At 61.3% G+C, this 16423-nt stretch carries 16 protein-coding genes; 14 read left to right on the top strand and 2 right to left on the bottom strand.

All coding sequences use genetic code 11. The features are described from left to right. From VNZ65_RS14085 to VNZ65_RS14135, 11 genes are all read left to right on the top strand, one after another. On the top strand, positions 1–646 hold a 646-nt coding region (locus VNZ65_RS14085), incomplete at its 5' end, for a sulfate ABC transporter substrate-binding protein (protein WP_325670024.1). A gap of 62 nt (positions 647–708) precedes the next feature. Next, positions 709–1299, top strand: coding sequence for an NADPH-dependent FMN reductase (gene ssuE, locus VNZ65_RS14090; protein WP_325670026.1), 591 nt, complete (start codon positions 709–711; stop codon positions 1297–1299). A 156-nt stretch (positions 1300–1455) separates the two neighbouring features. Continuing rightward, positions 1456–2439, top strand: a complete 984-nt coding sequence (locus VNZ65_RS14095; protein ID WP_325670028.1) for a sulfonate ABC transporter substrate-binding protein — start codon at positions 1456–1458, stop codon at positions 2437–2439. 11 nt (positions 2440–2450) lie between these two features. After that, entirely contained in the window at positions 2451–3446 is a 996-nt protein-coding gene (locus VNZ65_RS14100) for a sulfonate ABC transporter substrate-binding protein (RefSeq protein ID WP_325670030.1), read from the top strand. Positions 3447–3480: 34 nt separating this feature from the next. Next, on the top strand, positions 3481–4629 hold the full coding sequence (gene ssuD / locus VNZ65_RS14105) for an FMNH2-dependent alkanesulfonate monooxygenase (RefSeq protein WP_325670032.1): 1149 nt from the start codon (positions 3481–3483) through the stop codon (positions 4627–4629). 9 nt (positions 4630–4638) lie between these two features. Further along, on the top strand, positions 4639–5484 hold the full coding sequence (ssuC, locus tag VNZ65_RS14110) for an aliphatic sulfonate ABC transporter permease SsuC (RefSeq protein WP_325670034.1): 846 nt from the start codon (positions 4639–4641) through the stop codon (positions 5482–5484). Positions 5485–5532: 48 nt separating this feature from the next. Further along, positions 5533–6387: an ATP-binding cassette domain-containing protein gene (locus VNZ65_RS14115; protein ID WP_325670036.1), complete on the top strand. Its 855-nt coding sequence runs from the start codon at positions 5533–5535 to the stop codon at positions 6385–6387. A 119-nt stretch (positions 6388–6506) separates the two neighbouring features. Further along, entirely contained in the window at positions 6507–6722 is a 216-nt protein-coding gene (locus VNZ65_RS14120; protein ID WP_325670038.1) for a TOBE domain-containing protein, read from the top strand. A 58-nt stretch (positions 6723–6780) separates the two neighbouring features. Next, entirely contained in the window at positions 6781–6996 is a 216-nt protein-coding gene (locus tag VNZ65_RS14125; protein ID WP_014007003.1) for a TOBE domain-containing protein, read from the top strand. Between the two features lie 27 nt (positions 6997–7023). Beyond that, complete coding sequence (locus VNZ65_RS14130; protein WP_325670041.1) at positions 7024–7935, top strand: EAL domain-containing protein; 912 nt, start codon at positions 7024–7026, stop codon at positions 7933–7935. Positions 7936–7937: 2 nt separating this feature from the next. After that, a complete protein-coding gene (locus VNZ65_RS14135) occupies positions 7938–8513 on the top strand; it encodes an alpha/beta hydrolase (RefSeq protein ID WP_325670043.1) in 576 nt (191 codons plus the stop codon). Between the two features lie 280 nt (positions 8514–8793). Here VNZ65_RS14135 and VNZ65_RS14140 read toward each other — a convergent pair whose 3' ends face one another. Continuing rightward, positions 8794–10434, bottom strand: coding sequence for an aromatic amino acid ammonia-lyase (locus tag VNZ65_RS14140; RefSeq protein ID WP_325670045.1), 1641 nt, complete (start codon positions 10432–10434; stop codon positions 8794–8796). 18 nt (positions 10435–10452) lie between these two features. Beyond that, positions 10453–11691 (bottom strand): allantoate amidohydrolase, encoded by a 1239-nt coding sequence (locus tag VNZ65_RS14145; protein ID WP_325670047.1) that lies wholly within the window; start codon positions 11689–11691, stop codon positions 10453–10455. Positions 11692–11895: 204 nt separating this feature from the next. Here VNZ65_RS14145 and VNZ65_RS14150 point away from each other — a divergent pair, with 204 nt between their 5' ends. The 3 genes from VNZ65_RS14150 (at position 11896) to VNZ65_RS14160 (ending at position 16334) form a co-directional block, all read left to right on the top strand. Continuing rightward, the gene (locus VNZ65_RS14150; RefSeq protein WP_325670049.1) at positions 11896–13218 is read left to right on the top strand and encodes a C4-dicarboxylate transporter DctA; all 1323 of its coding nucleotides are present in this window, start codon (positions 11896–11898) and stop codon (positions 13216–13218) included. Between the two features lie 122 nt (positions 13219–13340). After that, positions 13341–14036 (top strand): GntR family transcriptional regulator, encoded by a 696-nt coding sequence (locus tag VNZ65_RS14155; protein ID WP_325670051.1) that lies wholly within the window; start codon positions 13341–13343, stop codon positions 14034–14036. A gap of 135 nt (positions 14037–14171) precedes the next feature. Beyond that, positions 14172–16334: a S41 family peptidase gene (locus VNZ65_RS14160; RefSeq protein WP_325670053.1), complete on the top strand. Its 2163-nt coding sequence runs from the start codon at positions 14172–14174 to the stop codon at positions 16332–16334. The last annotated feature ends 89 nt before the right edge of the window (positions 16335–16423 follow it).

Raw genomic sequence — 16423 nt, forward strand, 5'->3', positions numbered from 1 at the left:
GCTGGTGCGCAAGGGCAACCCCAAGGGCATCAAGGACTGGGATGACCTGGTCAAGCCCGGCGTCTCGGTGGTGGTGGCCAATCCCAAGACGTCCGGCGGGGCACGCTGGGCTTATCTGGCCGCCTACGGCTATGCGCTGAAGAAGAACAATAACGACGACGCCAAAGCACGCGATTTCATCACGCGTCTGTACAAGAATGTGCCGGTGCTGGATTCCGGCGCCCGCGGCTCTACTGTAACCTTTGCGGAGCGCGGCGTCGGCGACGTCTTGCTGTCGTGGGAAAACGAAGCCTATCTGGTTGAAGCGGAATTCGGCAAGGGCAAGTTCGACACGGTGTTCCCGTCCCTGAGCATCCTGGCGGAACCGCCGGTGGCAGTGGTCGACAAAGTGGTCGACAAGCGCGGTACGCGCAAGGTGGCGCAGGCTTATCTGGAGTATCTGTATTCGCCGGAAGGCCAGGAAATCGCGGCGCATAATTATTACCGCCCGATTGATCCCAAGGTCGCCGCCAAATACGCCAGCAAGTTTCCGAAGCTGAGCCTGTTCACCATCGACGACACGTTCGGCGGCTGGAAGAATGCGCAGAAGACCCACTTCAGCGACGGCGGCGTGTTCGACAAGATTTACCAGCCTGGCGCGAAGTAATCCACCAGATCGTATTTACCTAACGGCTCTGCGTGGCGGAGCCGGTTTCAAGATTGCACGAAATGACTATTTTGTTGTTGGCCGGCAGCCCCGCGGCGCCTTCGCGTTCCACCCGTTTGTTGCATTACACAGGAGAGAAACTGGCGCTGCTGGGGCATCGCTACAGCAAACTCGAAGTACGCGACTTGCCAGGCGATGCCTTGCTGCGCGCCGATTTCGCCCACCCGGCGATCCAGGCGGCGCTGGCCCAGGTGGCGCAAGCCAGCGCGGTAGTGGTGGCGACGCCGGTCTACAAGGCGGCTTATAGCGGCGCGCTGAAAGCCTTTCTCGATTTGCTGCCGCAGTTCGGCCTGACCGGCAAGCTGGTGCTGCCGCTGGCCACCGGCGGCAGCCAGTCGCACATGCTGGCGCTGGACTACGCCTTGCGGCCGGTATTGTCGTCGCTGGCGGCGCGCCATGTCCTGCCCAGCATTTACGCCACCGAGGCGCAGGTGCAATGGTCGGAGCAGGAGGGCTTGAGCCTGGACCAGAATGTTTTCCAGCGCATCGGCGAAGGCGTGCAACAGTTGTCGGACAGTTTGCTGGCGCTGCAAAAAGTCGGCTCCCATGATTTCAGCCCGATTCCATTTTCACAGGTGCGATGTAGCGTGTAGGGTGGGCACAACGTCCCCACGCGCGAACTCTCACTATCTACGTACCCGTTTTGGTGTAGCTCAGGCCCGTACTCCGGTTATCGCGGTAACGCGTGGGCACGTTGTGCCCACCCTACGGCTTTGTCTAAGAAACAGCTATCCATCAGAAAGCCAGCAATGACTGATTCGATCAAAAACAGACACACAAGACGCCACGTGCTTGCCTTGCTCTCCGCGGTGGCGGCAGGTGCATTGGTGGCCGGCGTGCCGCAGCTGGCGCAAGCCGAGAACACACAAGTGCTGCGCATCGGCTATCAAAAGGCAGCCAGCACGCTGGTGCTGCTAAAGGCACACGGCACGCTGGAAAAGCGGCTGGCGGCGCAAGGCATTGAGGTCAAATGGGCGGAGTTTGCGGCTGGTCCGCAATTGCTGGAAGCCTTGAATGTCGGCTCGGTAGATTTCGGCTATGTCGGCGAAGCGCCGCCTATCGTTGCCCAGGCGGCCGGCGCCGATTTTGTCTACAGCGCCTATGAGATTCCGACGCCGGAAGCGGAAAGCATCCTGGTGCCGAAAAATTCTCCGATCAAATCGCTGGCGGAACTGAAAGGCAAGAAGATCGCCTTCAACAAGGGCTCGGACGTGCACTGGCTGGTGATCAGCCTGCTGAAGAAGGGCGGCGTCGGTTACAACGAATTCCAGCCTATCTATCTGGCGCCGGCCGATGCGCGGGCGGCATTTGAGCGCGGCGCGGTGGATGGCTGGGCGATCTGGGATCCGTTCCAGTCCGCTGCGATCAAGCAGATCGATGCCCGCGTGCTGGCCAACGGCAGCGGCGTGGTCAGTCATCACCAGTTTTTCCTGAGCGCGCGCAAGTACGCCGAGAAGAATCAGGCGGTGGTGAACGCCATCCTGGAAGAAGTCGGCAAGGAAGGCCAGTGGATACGCGCCAACTACAAGGAAGCGGCGGCACAGCTGGCGCCTATCCAGGGACTGGATCCGCAAGTGATCGAAACCGGCCTGCGGCATTATGCCCACATCTACAAGCCGGTCGACAGCAAGGTGCTGGACGAGCAGCAGAAAATCGCCGATACCTTCTACGAACTGAAGCTGATCCCGAAAAAAATCTCGACGCACGATGCCGTGCTGTCTGACAAGACCTGAGGCGGCAGATCATGACAGGCACATCGAATTTCCGCCGCCAGTTGCTGCTGTTGCTTGCCCTGGCGTTAGCCGTGCCGGTACTTCCTGCGCATGCCCAGGCGGCAGCGGACAAGAAAGAGCCGGAGCAGATACGCATCGGTTTCCAGAAAAGCGCGGTCAATCTGGTGGTGCTGAAACAGCGCAACACGCTGGAACAGCGCTTCAAGAATAGCAAGATCGTCTGGCTGGAGTTTCCCGCCGGCCCGCAACTGCTGGAAGCGCTGTCGGCCGGGAGCCTGGATTTCGGCCTGACCGGCGACAGTCCGCCGGTGTTCGCGCAAGCCGCCAGCAAGGATTTGCTGTACGTCGGGGCGGAGCCGCCAAAGCCGGAAAGTTCCGCCATCCTGGTGCAGAGCGCGTCGTCGATCAAGACTTTAGCCGATCTGAAGGGTAAACGGATCGCCGTGCAAAAGGGTTCCAGCGCCCACTTCCTGCTGCTGCAGGCGGTGAAGAAGGGCGGCCTGGCGTGGAGCGATATCCAGCCTATCTACCTGGCCCCGGCCGATGCCCGCGCCGCATTCGAGCGCGGCAGCGTCGATGCCTGGGCCATCTGGGATCCGTATTACAGCGCCGCCGAGCTGGGTTTCAAGCCACACGTGTTGAGCACAGGACGCGGCCTCTCGAACAATAATTCTTTCTATCTGGCCTCGCGCGCTTTTGCCGAGAACTATCCGGCCACCGTCCTGACGCTGCTGGATGAACTGACCAGAGCCGATCGCTATGTACAGCAGAATCGCAAGGAAGTGACGCAATTGATCGCCGACGTCAGCGGCCTCGACCCGGTCACCGTGCAGCTGTTCCTGAAGCGCCGCGCCAGTCCGTCGCCGACCACCGTGATCGACGCCGCCATGGTGGCCGACCAGCAGCGCGTGGCCGACAGCTTCAAGGAAATCGGCTTGATTCCGCGTGCGATCAAGGTGGCCGATATCGTCTGGCAGCCGAAAGCCAGTGCGGTCGCCAAGCAGTAGATTCACACAATCATTCATACACATGGAAGCAGTCATGAACGTTTTCTGGTTTATACCGACGCACGGCGACAGCCGCTACCTAGGCACCTCGCAGGGCGCGCGCCCGGTCAATTTCGACTACATGAAACAGATCGCGGTGGCTGCCGATACCCTCGGCTATGACGGCGTCCTGTTACCGACTGGCCGCTCCTGCGAAGATGCCTGGGTAGTGGCGTCCAGCCTGCTGGGCTTCACCCAGCGCCTGAAATTCCTGGTGGCGATCCGTCCCGGCCTGAGCACGCCCGGCCTGGCGATCCGCATGGCCTCGACCTTCGACCGTCTCTCCAATGGCCGCTTGCTGATCAATGTCGTCACCGGCGGCGACCAGGCGGAACTGGAAGCGGACGGCCTGTTTGCCGAGCACGCCGAGCGCTACGAGATTTCCTCGGAATTCCTCAAGGTCTGGCGCGGCGCCTTGTCCGGCGAAGGCGGCGAGGGCGGCTACAACTTCATCGGCAAGCACATCAAGGTCAAGGGCGCGAAGACCTTGTACCCGCCGGTGCAGAAGCCATATCCACCCTTGTATTTCGGTGGCTCTTCAGAGCCGGCGCATGAACTGGCGGCGGAACAGGTGGATGTCTACCTGACCTGGGGCGAGCCGCCGGCAGCCGTCGCCGAAAAGATTGCCGATATCCGTGCCCGCGCCGCCAGGCACGGACGCACGGTGCGCTTCGGTATCCGTCTGCACGTGATCGTGCGCGAGACCAACCAGGCTGCCTGGGCGGCTGCCGAAGACTTGATCAGCCATGTCGACGACGAGGTGATCGCGCGCGCGCAGGCGGCATTTTCCAAAATGGATTCGGAAGGCCAGCGGCGCATGGCGGCGCTGCACGGCGGCCGCCGCGACAAGCTGGAAGTCTCGCCCAACCTGTGGGCCGGGGTCGGCCTGGTGCGCGGCGGCGCCGGCACCGCGCTGGTGGGCGATGCGGAAACCGTGGCGGCACGCATGCAGGAATATGCCGATCTCGGCATCGATACCTTCATCTTGTCCGGCTATCCGCACCTGGAAGAATCGTATCGTTTCGCCGAACTGGTATTCCCCTTGCTGGGCAAGGGCCGGGCGGCATCTGGCGAGCAGGCCCTGACCGGACCATTCGGCGAAGTCATCGCCAACGGCTTGCTGCCGAAAGCATCGCAAAGCTGAGGAGGCTGTATGAGCGCAGTCATTCATAACACGGCGGCTGGAGCAGCGCTGGCGAAAAAGCCGCAGGCCGGCGCCGCCCGCAAGGGCCGCGGCCTGCACATCTGGAAAGAGCGGCTACTGCCATGGCTGCTGCCGTTGCTCCTGATCCTGGGCTGGGAGTTTGCCGCCAAGGCCGGCTGGCTGTCCAGCAGGATCTTGCCGGAGCCGTGGGCGGTGGCACGCGCGGCCTGGTCGCTGACGGTTTCGGGCGAGTTGTGGACCCATGTCCGCATCAGCGCCTGGCGCGCGATTTCCGGCTTTGCCGTGGGCGGCGGACTCGGTTTGCTGCTGGGGCTGCTGACCGGGACTTTCAAGCAGGCGGAAACGCTGCTCGACACCAGCATCCAGATGATCCGCAACATTCCGGCGCTGGCGCTGATACCGCTGGTGATCCTGTGGTTCGGCATCGATGAGTCTTCCAAGCTGTTCCTGGTGTCGATCGGGGTGTTTTTCCCGGTGTACCTGAATACTTTCCATGGCATCCGCTCGGTCGATAAAGGCCTGATCGAGATGGCCAGGAGCTACGGCTTGTCGGGCTGGCCTTTGTACCGCGATGTCATCCTGCCGGGCGCCTTGCCTTCGATCCTGGTGGGGGTGCGCTTTGCGCTCGGTCTGGTGTGGGTCTTGCTGATCGTCGCCGAAACCATTTCGGCGCAGGCCGGCATCGGCTACATGACCATGAATGCCCGCGAATTCCTGCAGACCGACGTGGTGCTGGTCGGCATCCTGCTGTACGCCTTGCTGGGCAAGCTGGCCGACATGCTGGCGCGCGGGCTTGAACGTTACTGGCTGCGCTGGCATCCCGGCTATCAGTAAATAGTCATGGTGTATTACGAACGAATGCTGTCTAGGGTGGATGCGAACATGCAAATTGATCTTGTTGAAAATGCTGAAGTAGAAGCCGTCGCCCGCACTGCGGCGCGCGGCATCAGCATCCAGGTGCGCGCCGTTTCCAAGGCGTACGGCGAGCGCGAGGTATTGAAGACATTGGATGTGGAGATAGCAGCAGGCGAGTTCGTTGCCATCGTCGGCCGCAGCGGTTGCGGCAAAAGCACCTTGCTGCGCCTGATTGCCGGGCTGGAGCAGCCCACCCAGGGCCGCATCAGCTTTGAACGGGGCGGGCAGCGCAGTGGACAACACGACGGTGAACCCGAGATCCGCATCATGTTCCAGGATTCGCGCTTGCTGCCGTGGAAGCGCGTGTTGAATAACGTTGGCCTGGGTTTGCCGCGCGCCTCGCAGGCTTCGATCAAGGCCTTGGCGCAGGTCGGCCTGGAAGACCGCGCCCACGAGTGGCCGGCGGTCCTGTCCGGCGGCCAGCGGCAGCGGGTGGCGCTGGCGCGGGCGCTGGTGCACGAGCCGGAATTGCTGTTGCTGGATGAACCGCTGGGGGCACTGGATGCCTTGACTCGCATCGAGATGCAGCAGCTGATCGAAGCGCTGTGGAAGAGCCGCGGTTTTACCGCAGTGCTGGTGACGCACGACGTGCAGGAAGCGATTGCGCTGGCCGACCGTGTGCTGCTGATCGAAGACGGCGAGATCACGCTGGATGAGCGGATCAGCCTGGCGCGTCCGCGCGCCCGCGGCAACCTGGCTTTCGCCCAGCTGGAAGAACGGATCCTGGCACGCGTGCTGAAGCATCCGGCGGCACAGCCTGATTCCGCGCTCGGCGACCTGTCCCTGCAACGCACGTTCAGCCAAATCGGCTGGGCAATATAGTGCAGTGTGTAGGGTGGGCACGTTTTGTGCCCATGCTGTATCGATATCCGCGTGGGCACAAAATCGTGCCCACCCTAGCGCCGGATTTTTGACGTAACCGTATTACCAAAGGAGAAACCATGAGCATCCAGGCAATTAATGTCCGCAACCAGTTTCGCGGCAAGATCCACACCATTACCGAGGATGACGTCTTATCCCTGCTGGATATTGAAACGCCGTCCGGCATCGTATCGTCGGTGATTACCACGCGCTCGGTGCGCGACCTCGGGCTGGTGGTGGGATCGGAAGTGGTGGCGCTGGTAAAAGCCACCGAAGTGTCGATCGCCAAACTCTGATTTTTTACCGTTCGCCCGCTGCATCTCTTGTTCCATTTCACTTTTTCAGGAAAATATCATGACTATCCAGGCCATTAATGTACGTAACCAGTTCAAAGGCAAGATCAAGGCCATCATCGAAGGCACCGTGGTGTCGGAAGTCGATGTCGAGACGCCCGCCGGCATCGTCACTTCGGTGATCACCACCCGTTCGGTCAAGGACCTGGGTCTGGTGATCGGCACCGAGGTAGTCGCGCTGGTGAAGGCGACCGAAGTATCGATCGCCAAGATCTGATATCCCTGTCTTGATCACGGAGCAGCCATGACCTTTCCCGCCCTGGAACAATATCTGGCCCGTTTGCACAGCGTCAATCACGGTGGCGCGCATGCGGAAGTGCGCAGCGATTGCCGTGTCTGGCTGGACGCCGACGGCCGGGCCCAGGGCCGGTATTTCAACACCACGCTGACCAGCGTGTTCCAGCCTTTGCGGCAGATCGGCGCGCTGGCCGGCAAGGGCGCCGTCATCGGCTACGAGGGCTTTGCCCACAGCTATTCCGCCAGCGACAACGGCCTGTATCTGTGGAAGCTGCTGGACCACGCCGCCAGCGACGACGAATCGATCGAACTGGACCGGCTGTGCCGCATGCTGCATTCGATCAATTTCTATCGGCAGCCCGAGGCAGCGGCGGGCGATCTCTACCTGAGCGTGCATGCGCGCCTGCTGGCGGCGGTCGACAGCAACCACGGCATGGCGTTTCGGCGTATCCTGAATCTGCTGGAGCTGCCGCATGAGAAAATCGTGCTGCAGCTGCCGACGATCACGGAAAACCAGGGCTGGCTGCTGAACTACGTGCTGGACAATTACCGGCGCAACCACTTCCGCCTGGCGGTGAATGCCGACGATGTGGCGCAGGCCGCGGCCTTGCTGGAGAAGGTGCGGCCAGACGTAATCAAGATCGATGCGCGCGGCGTCACCCACGATGAACAGACCACGCGCTTTCTGGAACAATGCGCGGCACGCGGCATCCAGGTGATCTTCAAGCGCCTGGAAAAGGCGCGCGACCTGGAAGTGCTGCAGCAGCTGGCAAGAATATCGACGCTGCCGCTGCACGCGCAAGGGTTTCTGTGGGATCTGCCGCAAGCCGCATTGCATGCTTTTGCCGCGTCTGCCGAGACGCCGCCGGCGCAGCCGGACGGTTTGCCGGCAGCTAGCGTAGACCTTGGGGGTGACTGATCATGGCGACGCTGTCTTCGTTTCGTGTGCTGGTGGTGCCCGGGCTGTATAACAGCGGCCCGCAGCATTGGCAGTCGCGCTGGCAGCGGCTGTACCCGCATTTCGAACGGGTCGAGCAGACGCACTGGGATGCGCCGGTGCTGGAAGTCTGGTCGCAGCGCCTGCAGCAGCAGTTGCGCGGCAACGATCAGCCGACGCTGGCTATCGCCCACAGCTTCGGCTGCCTGACAACGATCCACAGCGCTTTGCACGGCGTGCCGAACCTGGCCGGCGCATTGCTGGTGGCGCCGGCCGATCCAGACAAGTTCGACGTCAGCGCAGAAGTCAAAGGGCGCCTGCCGGTGCCGGCGATCGTGGTCGGCAGCCTCAACGATCCGTGGATGGAAAGCGGCCGCGCCCGTCACTGGGCCAAGACCTGGGGCGCCGATTTTATCGACGCCGGCGCGTTGGGGCATATCAATGCCGAGTCCAATCTGGGCGACTGGATCTATGGCCAATCGCTATTGCAACGATTGGTTGCCCTCTCTGACGAGCCGCAACGGCAAGCGCATAATGCGCTTCCCATCGCTACCCGCTAACGTCATCTGGATCAGAGTCATCTGGGATCAGAGTCGACTTTCGCGGTGCTTTTTCGCGAAACTCGACTCTGACCCCACATGACGGATTCGGAGAAAGACAGAACGCGCTACATGGTTTTGTTTTTCAGCGGTGAGTCATGCACTCCGTGGCCCGCTAAGTGGGGTCAGGGTGTAGTTCTGCAAAAAGCACGCAGACCTACACCCTGACCCCAGTTAGCTGCGTATGTTATGCACGATGAAAAACCGGATGACGATTTTGCCGTATTTTATGAAGTTCTGATTAAGCGAATTCACCGATCTGCTTGACCACCGCATTACGCACCGAACCGCTCACCACGAACGACTGCGCCACCACGATATCGTTGTGGAACCAGCGGTCGCCTTCCAGGCAGGCCGGGATCTGGCGGCGGATTTCCTGATAAGCCGCTTGCGTGCCTTGACCCAGCACAAAGCCCGGCAACAGGTCTTCCGTCATGGTCAGCGCTTGCGCCGCCAGCAGCATCTCGACGCCGATGATGTATTGCGTGTTGGCCACCACGGTGGCCGCCTTGCGCGCGCACCAGGTTGAGTTCGAGACGTGGTCTTCGCTGTTGCCCTTGGCCGGGATGCTGTCGACGCTGCCCGGCATGCACAGCGTGCGATTTTCCATCACCAGCGAACTCATCGAGCATTGCACCACCGGATAGCCGGTATTGACGCCGCGCACGCCGCTCATCAGGTTGCGTGGCAAGCCCCATGACAGGGTCGGGTCGATCAGGCGGGCGATGCGGCGTTCGCAGATGCTGCCGAGGTCGGCAATCGCGATCGCCAGCAAGTCCATCGCCTGCGCCAGGTACTGGCCGTGGAAATTGCCGCCGGAGATGATCTCGAAGCCGCCGCCTTCCGCTTCTTCTTTGCTGAAGATCAGCGGATTGTCAGTGGCGGAGTTGATTTCCTTGTCGACGATGTTGTCGATGTAATCCAGCGCATCGAATACCGGGCCATAGACTTGCGGCGAACAGCGCAGCGAGTAGACGTCCTGGATCCGTGAGCTGTAAGGGATGTCGGTGCGGCGCGTTTCTTCCGGAAACTGCACCGAACGCGCTTCGTGCGTGGTGCGGGTGGACCCCGACAGCAGCTTGCGGATGATGGCGGCAGTCTTGATCTGGCCGGCGTGCGGACGGGCTTGCTGGATGCGGTGGTCGAAAGCGGCCATTTCGGCGCGCATGGCTTCCAGCGTCAGGCCCAGCGACAGACAGGCATCGCTCAGCAGGTTGCGCGCGTCGTGCGCCACCAGCACGGCGACGGCCAGCGAGGCGGTGCAGCCGTTGATCAGGGCTGAGGCATCCTTGGCTTTCAGGTCAAACTTGACCTCGCCGACGCCGGCCTTGATGATGGCTTCAGGCGCGCTCATGCGCTGGCCCTGGTACATCACTTCGGCTTCGTCGAAACCGGCAATCGCTGCCGCCAGATAGGACAGCGGCGCCAGATCGCCGGAAGCGCCGACCGAACCCTTTTGCGGCATGATCGGATGGATGCCGGCATTCAGGAAAGCCAGCAGGCGGTCCACCACTTCCACCCGCGGCGCAGAGTAATTGCTGGCGAAGGCATTGGCGCGCAACAGCATGGTGGCGCGGCTGACTTCTTCCGAGAACGGCTCGCCCAGGCCGGCGCAATGGGCCTTGATCAGCTGGGTCTGGAACAGTTCGATATGTTCGACCTTGATGCGGGTGTCTTTCAGCAGGCCGACGCCGGTGTTGAAGCTGTACATCATCGGCGCTTCGTCGTGCATCCAGGTCGATTCGATGTAGTCGCGGCTTTCCTTCAGGGCGGCGCGTGAAGAGTCGGCCAGGGTCACCGCCAGGTGCGGCGCGCGGGCGACGTCGATGACTTGCTGCGCAGTCAGGTTGAAACCGTCGATGGTGATAGTGGTAGTAGTCATGGTGAGATCCAAAAGTGGTCAGTTCTTAAAATTTTCGACAAAGCGGCTGAAGACCCGGGCGCCGAGCGCGGCGTCGGCGGCGCTCATGATTTCATCCGGATGGTGGCTGATGCCGCCGTTGCCGCAGCGGACGAACAGCATGGCGACATCGGTGATGGCTGCCATCGCCATGGCGTCGTGGCCGGCGCCGGATGGCAGGTGGCGCAGCGGCAGCGCGCATTCTTCAATGGCGCCAGCCAGCTGCTGTTGCAGCCAGAGCGCGCAAGGTACGCTGGCGGCTTCGTGGGTCTTGCGGATTTGAACTGCGACATGGCGGCGCGCGGCGACCAGCTCGATGTGCTGCAGCACATCGGCGACGGCGGCCTGGCGTATCGGGTCTTGTTCGGCACGGATGTCGATCGAGAAGATGGCCTTGCCCGGCACCACGTTGGCGGCGCCGTTCGGCACATTGAACTGGCCGACAGTGCCGACCAGTCCGCGCGTGCCGCTGCAGCGCTGCTCTATATACAGGCCGATTTCAGCCGCCGCCATGGCGGCATCGCGCCGCATTTCCATCGGCACAGTGCCGGCATGGCCGGCCAGGCCTTCGATTTCCACCATGAAGCGCGAGGCGCCGGAGATGGCGCTCACCACACCCAGCGGCAAGTCATTGTTGAGCAGCACCGGGCCCTGTTCGATATGGACTTCGACAAACGCCAGCACGGCGGCCGGTGCGTAAGCCGCCTTGCCCAGTCCGCTGGCGTGGAAGCCGGAAGCCGCCATGACATCGCGCATGCTCTGGCCGCCGTCGTCCAGGTTGTCCAGCACGCTGAGGTCGAAGGTGCCGGCGGCGGCGCGGCTGCCGAGCAGGGTGGCTTTGAAGCGCACCCCTTCTTCTTCGGCGAAGCCGATCACTTCCAGCGCAAAGGGGAAACGCTTGCCGGCCGCATGCCATTGCCCGATGCAGGCGATCGGCAGCAGGATGCCGAGGTTGCCGTCGTATTTGCCGCCGTTGCGCACCGAGTCGAAATGCGAGCCAGTGACCAGCGCCGGGGCGTCGGCCGTTAAGCCTTCATAGCGGCCGATGACATTGCCGGCCATGTCGCGCCGCACGCTCATGCCGGCGGCGCACATCCATTCCGCCAGCTGCGCCGCGGCCGCATGGTGCGCGGCGGTCAGATAGGTGCGGGTCAGCATGCCGGGCGCTTCGCTATGCTGCGCCAGCTCGTCGGCCCAGGCCATGATCTGCGCGCCGCAGCCGTTCCAGGGTTCTTGCATGGTTGTCTCCTTGCTAATTGATGGTCTAGACCGTCGAGCGGGCTGTTGTTATCGTTTTTGCGATGATACACACAAACTAAGTTGAATTCAATTATTGCATACAATAAGTGAATGCATTATATTGAATCCGGGATGCTGCTTATTTCATCAAAGCGAGACAGACCAAAATTGGTATAAACCAAACAAAACAATCAGGAGACAGACGTGCGGCGCTTTTATAAATCACTGTTTGGCCAGGTGCTGATAGCACTTGTGATCGGTATTGCGGTTGGGGTGCTGTTCCCCAAGTTCGGCGAGAGCCTGAAGCCCTTGGGGGATGGCTTCATCAAGCTGGTCAAGATGATCATTCCCATGATCGTGTTCTGCGTCGTGGTGCATGGCATCTACGGTGCGGGCGAGCTGAAGAAGGTTGGGCGGGTCGGGCTCAAGGCGCTGATCTACTTTGAAGTGGTTACTACCGTGGCCCTGGTGCTGGGACTGCTGCTGGCATTCGTGTTCCATCCCGGCACCGGCATGAACATCAACCCGGATACGCTCGACGCCAATGCCTTGTCCAGCTATGTCGAAACCGCCAAGCTGGTGAAGGGCACAGGTTTCGCCGACTTCGTCATGAAGATCATCCCGAATACCGTAGTGAGCGCGTTTACTTCCGGCGATGTGCTGCAAGTGCTGCTGTTTTCCATCATTTTCGGCTCCGCCCTGTCGCTCATCGGTGAAAAAGCCACACCGATCGTCACCATCGTGCACAGCATGTCGGAAGCTTTCTTCAAGTGCATGTCCTTCATCATCCGCCTGGCGCCGCTGGGCGTGTTCGGCGCGATTGCCTTCACGGTCGGCAAGTACGGCGTCGGTTCGCTGCAGCAGCTGGGTTTCCTGGTGCTGCTGTATTTCTTCGCGGTGGTGATTTTCGTGTTTGCCATACTTGGCACCATCTTGCGCCTGGCCGGTTTCAGCATCTTCAAGCTGATCAAGTACCTGCGCGCGGAACTGCTGGTGGTGCTGGCGACGGCATCCTCGGACAGCGTGCTGCCGCAGATCATGCGCAAGCTGGAATACATGGGCATCAAGGGTTCCACCGTCGGCCTGGTGATTCCGACCGGCTATTCCTTCAATCTCGATGCTTTCTCCATCTATCTGACCCTGGCGGCGGTGTTCATTGCGCAAGCCACCAATACGCCGCTGTCGATCACCGATCTGCTGGCGATCCTGGCGGTGGCCCTGATTACCTCGAAAGGGGCGCACGGCGTGCCGGGCTCGGCCATCGTGATCCTGGCGGCGACCTTGTCCGCGATTCCGGCGATCCCGGTGGTCGGGCTGGTGCTGGTGCTGTCGATCGACTGGTTCATGGGGATTGCCCGGGCACTGGGCAACCTGCTCGGCAACTGCGTCGCCACGGTGGTGGTGGCGGTATGGGAAAAGGATATCGACCGCGCCCGCGCGCATGCGGTGCTGAACGGCGCCCGGCCGCCGCTGGAAGATGATTTGCCGGCGCCGCTGCAGGTGGCGGGCGACAGCCGGCCGGCATGACAGGAAAGCAGGACGGCCGGCGGCGCTTGCCGCCGGCCGCATCGGATTCTTATTTTTATAATATAAGGTGTCGCATAGTACAATTTTGTTCTTTAGAACCACGCTTCAAGGAAATCGAGAACATGAGCCTGTCTTCCAGCCCACCCGGCGCCGACAGTTCTGACGATATCGCCGCCGACATCACGACGGCGATTGCCGAGCAGCGCCTGCCGCCCGGCACCAAGCTGCGGGAAGAAGCGCTGGCGCGCCTGTATTCCGTCAGCCGCACCAAGATCCGCGCGGCGCTGGTGATGCTGGCCAAGGACAAGCTGATCGACCTGGTGCCCGACAAGGGCGCTTTCGTCAGCCGTCCGACCGAAGAAGAAGCGCGCCAGATCTTTTTCGTGCGGCGCGTGCTGGAAGCCGCGCTGGTGCGCGAATTCGTCGCCAAGGCCAGCGCTGCCGATTATGCGATGCTGGAGCAGCACCTGCAGCAGGAGCGTGAGGCGCTGTCCAAGGAAAACCCGCAAATCCGCTCGCGCCTGCTGAGCGATTTCCACATCCTGCTGGCGCGCGCCGTCGGCAACCAGGTGCTGACCGACGTCCTCACCAAGCTGGCCGGCCGCAGCTCCCTGATCACCATGCTGTATCAGTCCACCCGCGACGCCGCCTGTTCTTCCGACGAACACGTGGAATTCCTGCAGGCGGCGAAGTCCGGCGATACCGACAAAGCGGTAGAGCTGATGCTGCATCACCTGCACCATGTCGAGAAGGCGTTGCAGTTCGAGATACCGCCGCCTGACGGCAAGAAGGATTTCGTCAAGGCGCTGCTGGCTTAGCATTGCCGCAGCATCCAATTCCCTGCAGTTAACCATCCAGATAGAAGGATATCCATGCGCCGTGGCTTTGCGATTCTATGTTTTCTGATGACGGCAGGGCAGGCACAGGCAGCTGATGCAAGTGCTATTCAGCGCATGACCGATGTGGCGCATCTCTGGAGCGACGTCAAATGGCTCAGTCCGGCGCTGGCCAGCGGCGAGGTCGACTGGGACCAGGCGCTGGTCGACGCCTTGCCGAAAATTGAAGCGGCAAGCACGCCGGCGGCGTTTCAGGATGCGGTGACGGCCTTGATGAAGCCGCTGCACGATCCGGCGTTTCAGATTTTCACCATCAACGAACCCAATTATGTCAGCGAGGAGACTTCGCAGGAAATCCTGGAATGGCTGCCTGGGGATGTCGCGCTGCTCCATCTGCATCGCCTCAGCAGTATGCGGGTGACCACTGGCGAACTGCATTTTGAAGCGCTGACGGCGCAGCTGGCTGCCCGCGCCAAAGGCTTGATCATCGACCTGCGGCCGACCAGGGAAAGCGCCAGCTATGGATATGGCGCTGAGTTTCCTGACGAACTGATTGCAAATTTCATCGACCAGCCTTTGCTGCTGCCGTCGAACAGGTATCGCTATCACACTGGTTTAGTGCCAGAGATGGGAATTACCAGCGGCATGTATTTTTCTGCCAACCTGATGTTGCAGACCTCACGCCTGATGCCCGTGAAGGGCGGCCATGCCATACCAATGGTTTTTATCGTCAACCAGTCGAACCGGGTGCCGCTCTCCGCGCTGGCCTTGCAGCGTGCCGGCAAGGCCTGGATCCTGGCGGAAGGCCAGGCGTCTGCCGCCTGGGCAGTTCCTGTCAGGGCGATCACGCTTGACGACGACGGCAAAACCGGCATGAACTACAGCGTGGGCGAGCTGATATTTCCAGATGGCGCCAGCGGCTTCGGTGTCGACGCCAGCGTGGCGCCGGATAGCGCCTCAGGCGCCGACAGTCCGGCGGCCAAGGCTGCGCTGCAGCTGATCAGAAGCGGCGTCAGGCCGGGCAGCGCAACGGCATACACGAAGACGGCGGCCATGCCGGTGCGGCAGCTGGCGTCGCTTTCCTCCGAGGTCAGGTTTCCAAGTTTGCCCTGGCGCCAGCTTGCCGTGATCAAGCTGTGGTCGACCATGGATAAATTCTTTCCTTACCTGGCCTATACGGACAGTCCGTGGGATGACGCGCTGCCAGAATTCCTTGCGCGCATGAAGACGGTAAGCAATAGCCGCGAGTACGCGCTGGAACTGGCGGAAATGGCCGCGAAGCTGGATGACAGCCACGTCTGGATCCAAGGTCCGGAGCGTGCTTCCCTGTATGGTGAAGCCCCGGCCGGTGTGCGTTTGGCCAGCGTTGAAAATCGCATCGCGATTGTGGAAATAACGGATCAGGAACTACAAAAGAATGCGCAGGTGAAAATCGGGGACGTCGTGGTGGCTGTCGATGGCGAAGATATTGCGCAGCGTATCAGTGAACTGAGAAAAATCACCAGCGGTTCGACCGAGGCGGCGCGCCTGCGTGACGTACTTCCCAACCTGCTTGCCGGCGCGAATGGCAGTATGGCGAAAGTACAGATCGAAGATGCAAGCGGCACACGGCACGAAGTAACGCTTCCCCGATCCGACGCCTTTTGGAAATTCTGGAAGGCCAGGCGTACCGGCGAAATCTTCAAGATCCTGCCGGGGAATATCGGCTATGCCGACCTTGACCGGCTGGCGCTGAAAGATGTCGACGCCATGTTTGATGCCTTTAAACAGACGGATGCCCTGATCCTGGATATGCGCGGTTATCCGAACGGTACGCTGTGGCGGATCGCCTCCAGGCTGAACGTCAAAGGTGCGCAATTCGGTGCGAATTTTTCCCGGCGGATCGCGACCGCCTTGCCGGCGGAGCAGAATAGTCTCAATACCTTCCGGCAGCCTATGCCGAAATCCGACAAGCCGCTATACAAGGGTAAAGTGGTGATGCTGATCGATCAAAGTACGCAGAGCCAGGCGGAACACAGCGGTCTTTTCTTCGAGGCCGCCACCGCCATTACCTTTATCGGCAGCGCCAGCGCCGGCGCCGATGGCGATCTCACCAAGCTGGTTCTTCCCGGCGCCATCTCGGTGTCGTTTTCCGGCCAGGAAGTACGCCACGCCGACGGCCGCCAGCTGCAGCGAGTCGGCCTGCAACCCGATATCAAGGTTGCGCCCACCCTGGCTGGCGTCAGGGAAGGCCGTGATGAAGTGCTGGAACGGGCGGTGGAATTCCTGAAAGCGCGTTGACCCCGCGCGGTCATTCCCGCGAACGCGGGAATCCAGGTTGCTGGACGTGATAAAGAAAATGGATTCCCGCGTTCGCGGGAATGACGCGG

Source organism: Collimonas sp. (assembly GCF_035566555.1).
Taxonomy (GTDB): domain Bacteria; phylum Pseudomonadota; class Gammaproteobacteria; order Burkholderiales; family Burkholderiaceae_D; genus Collimonas.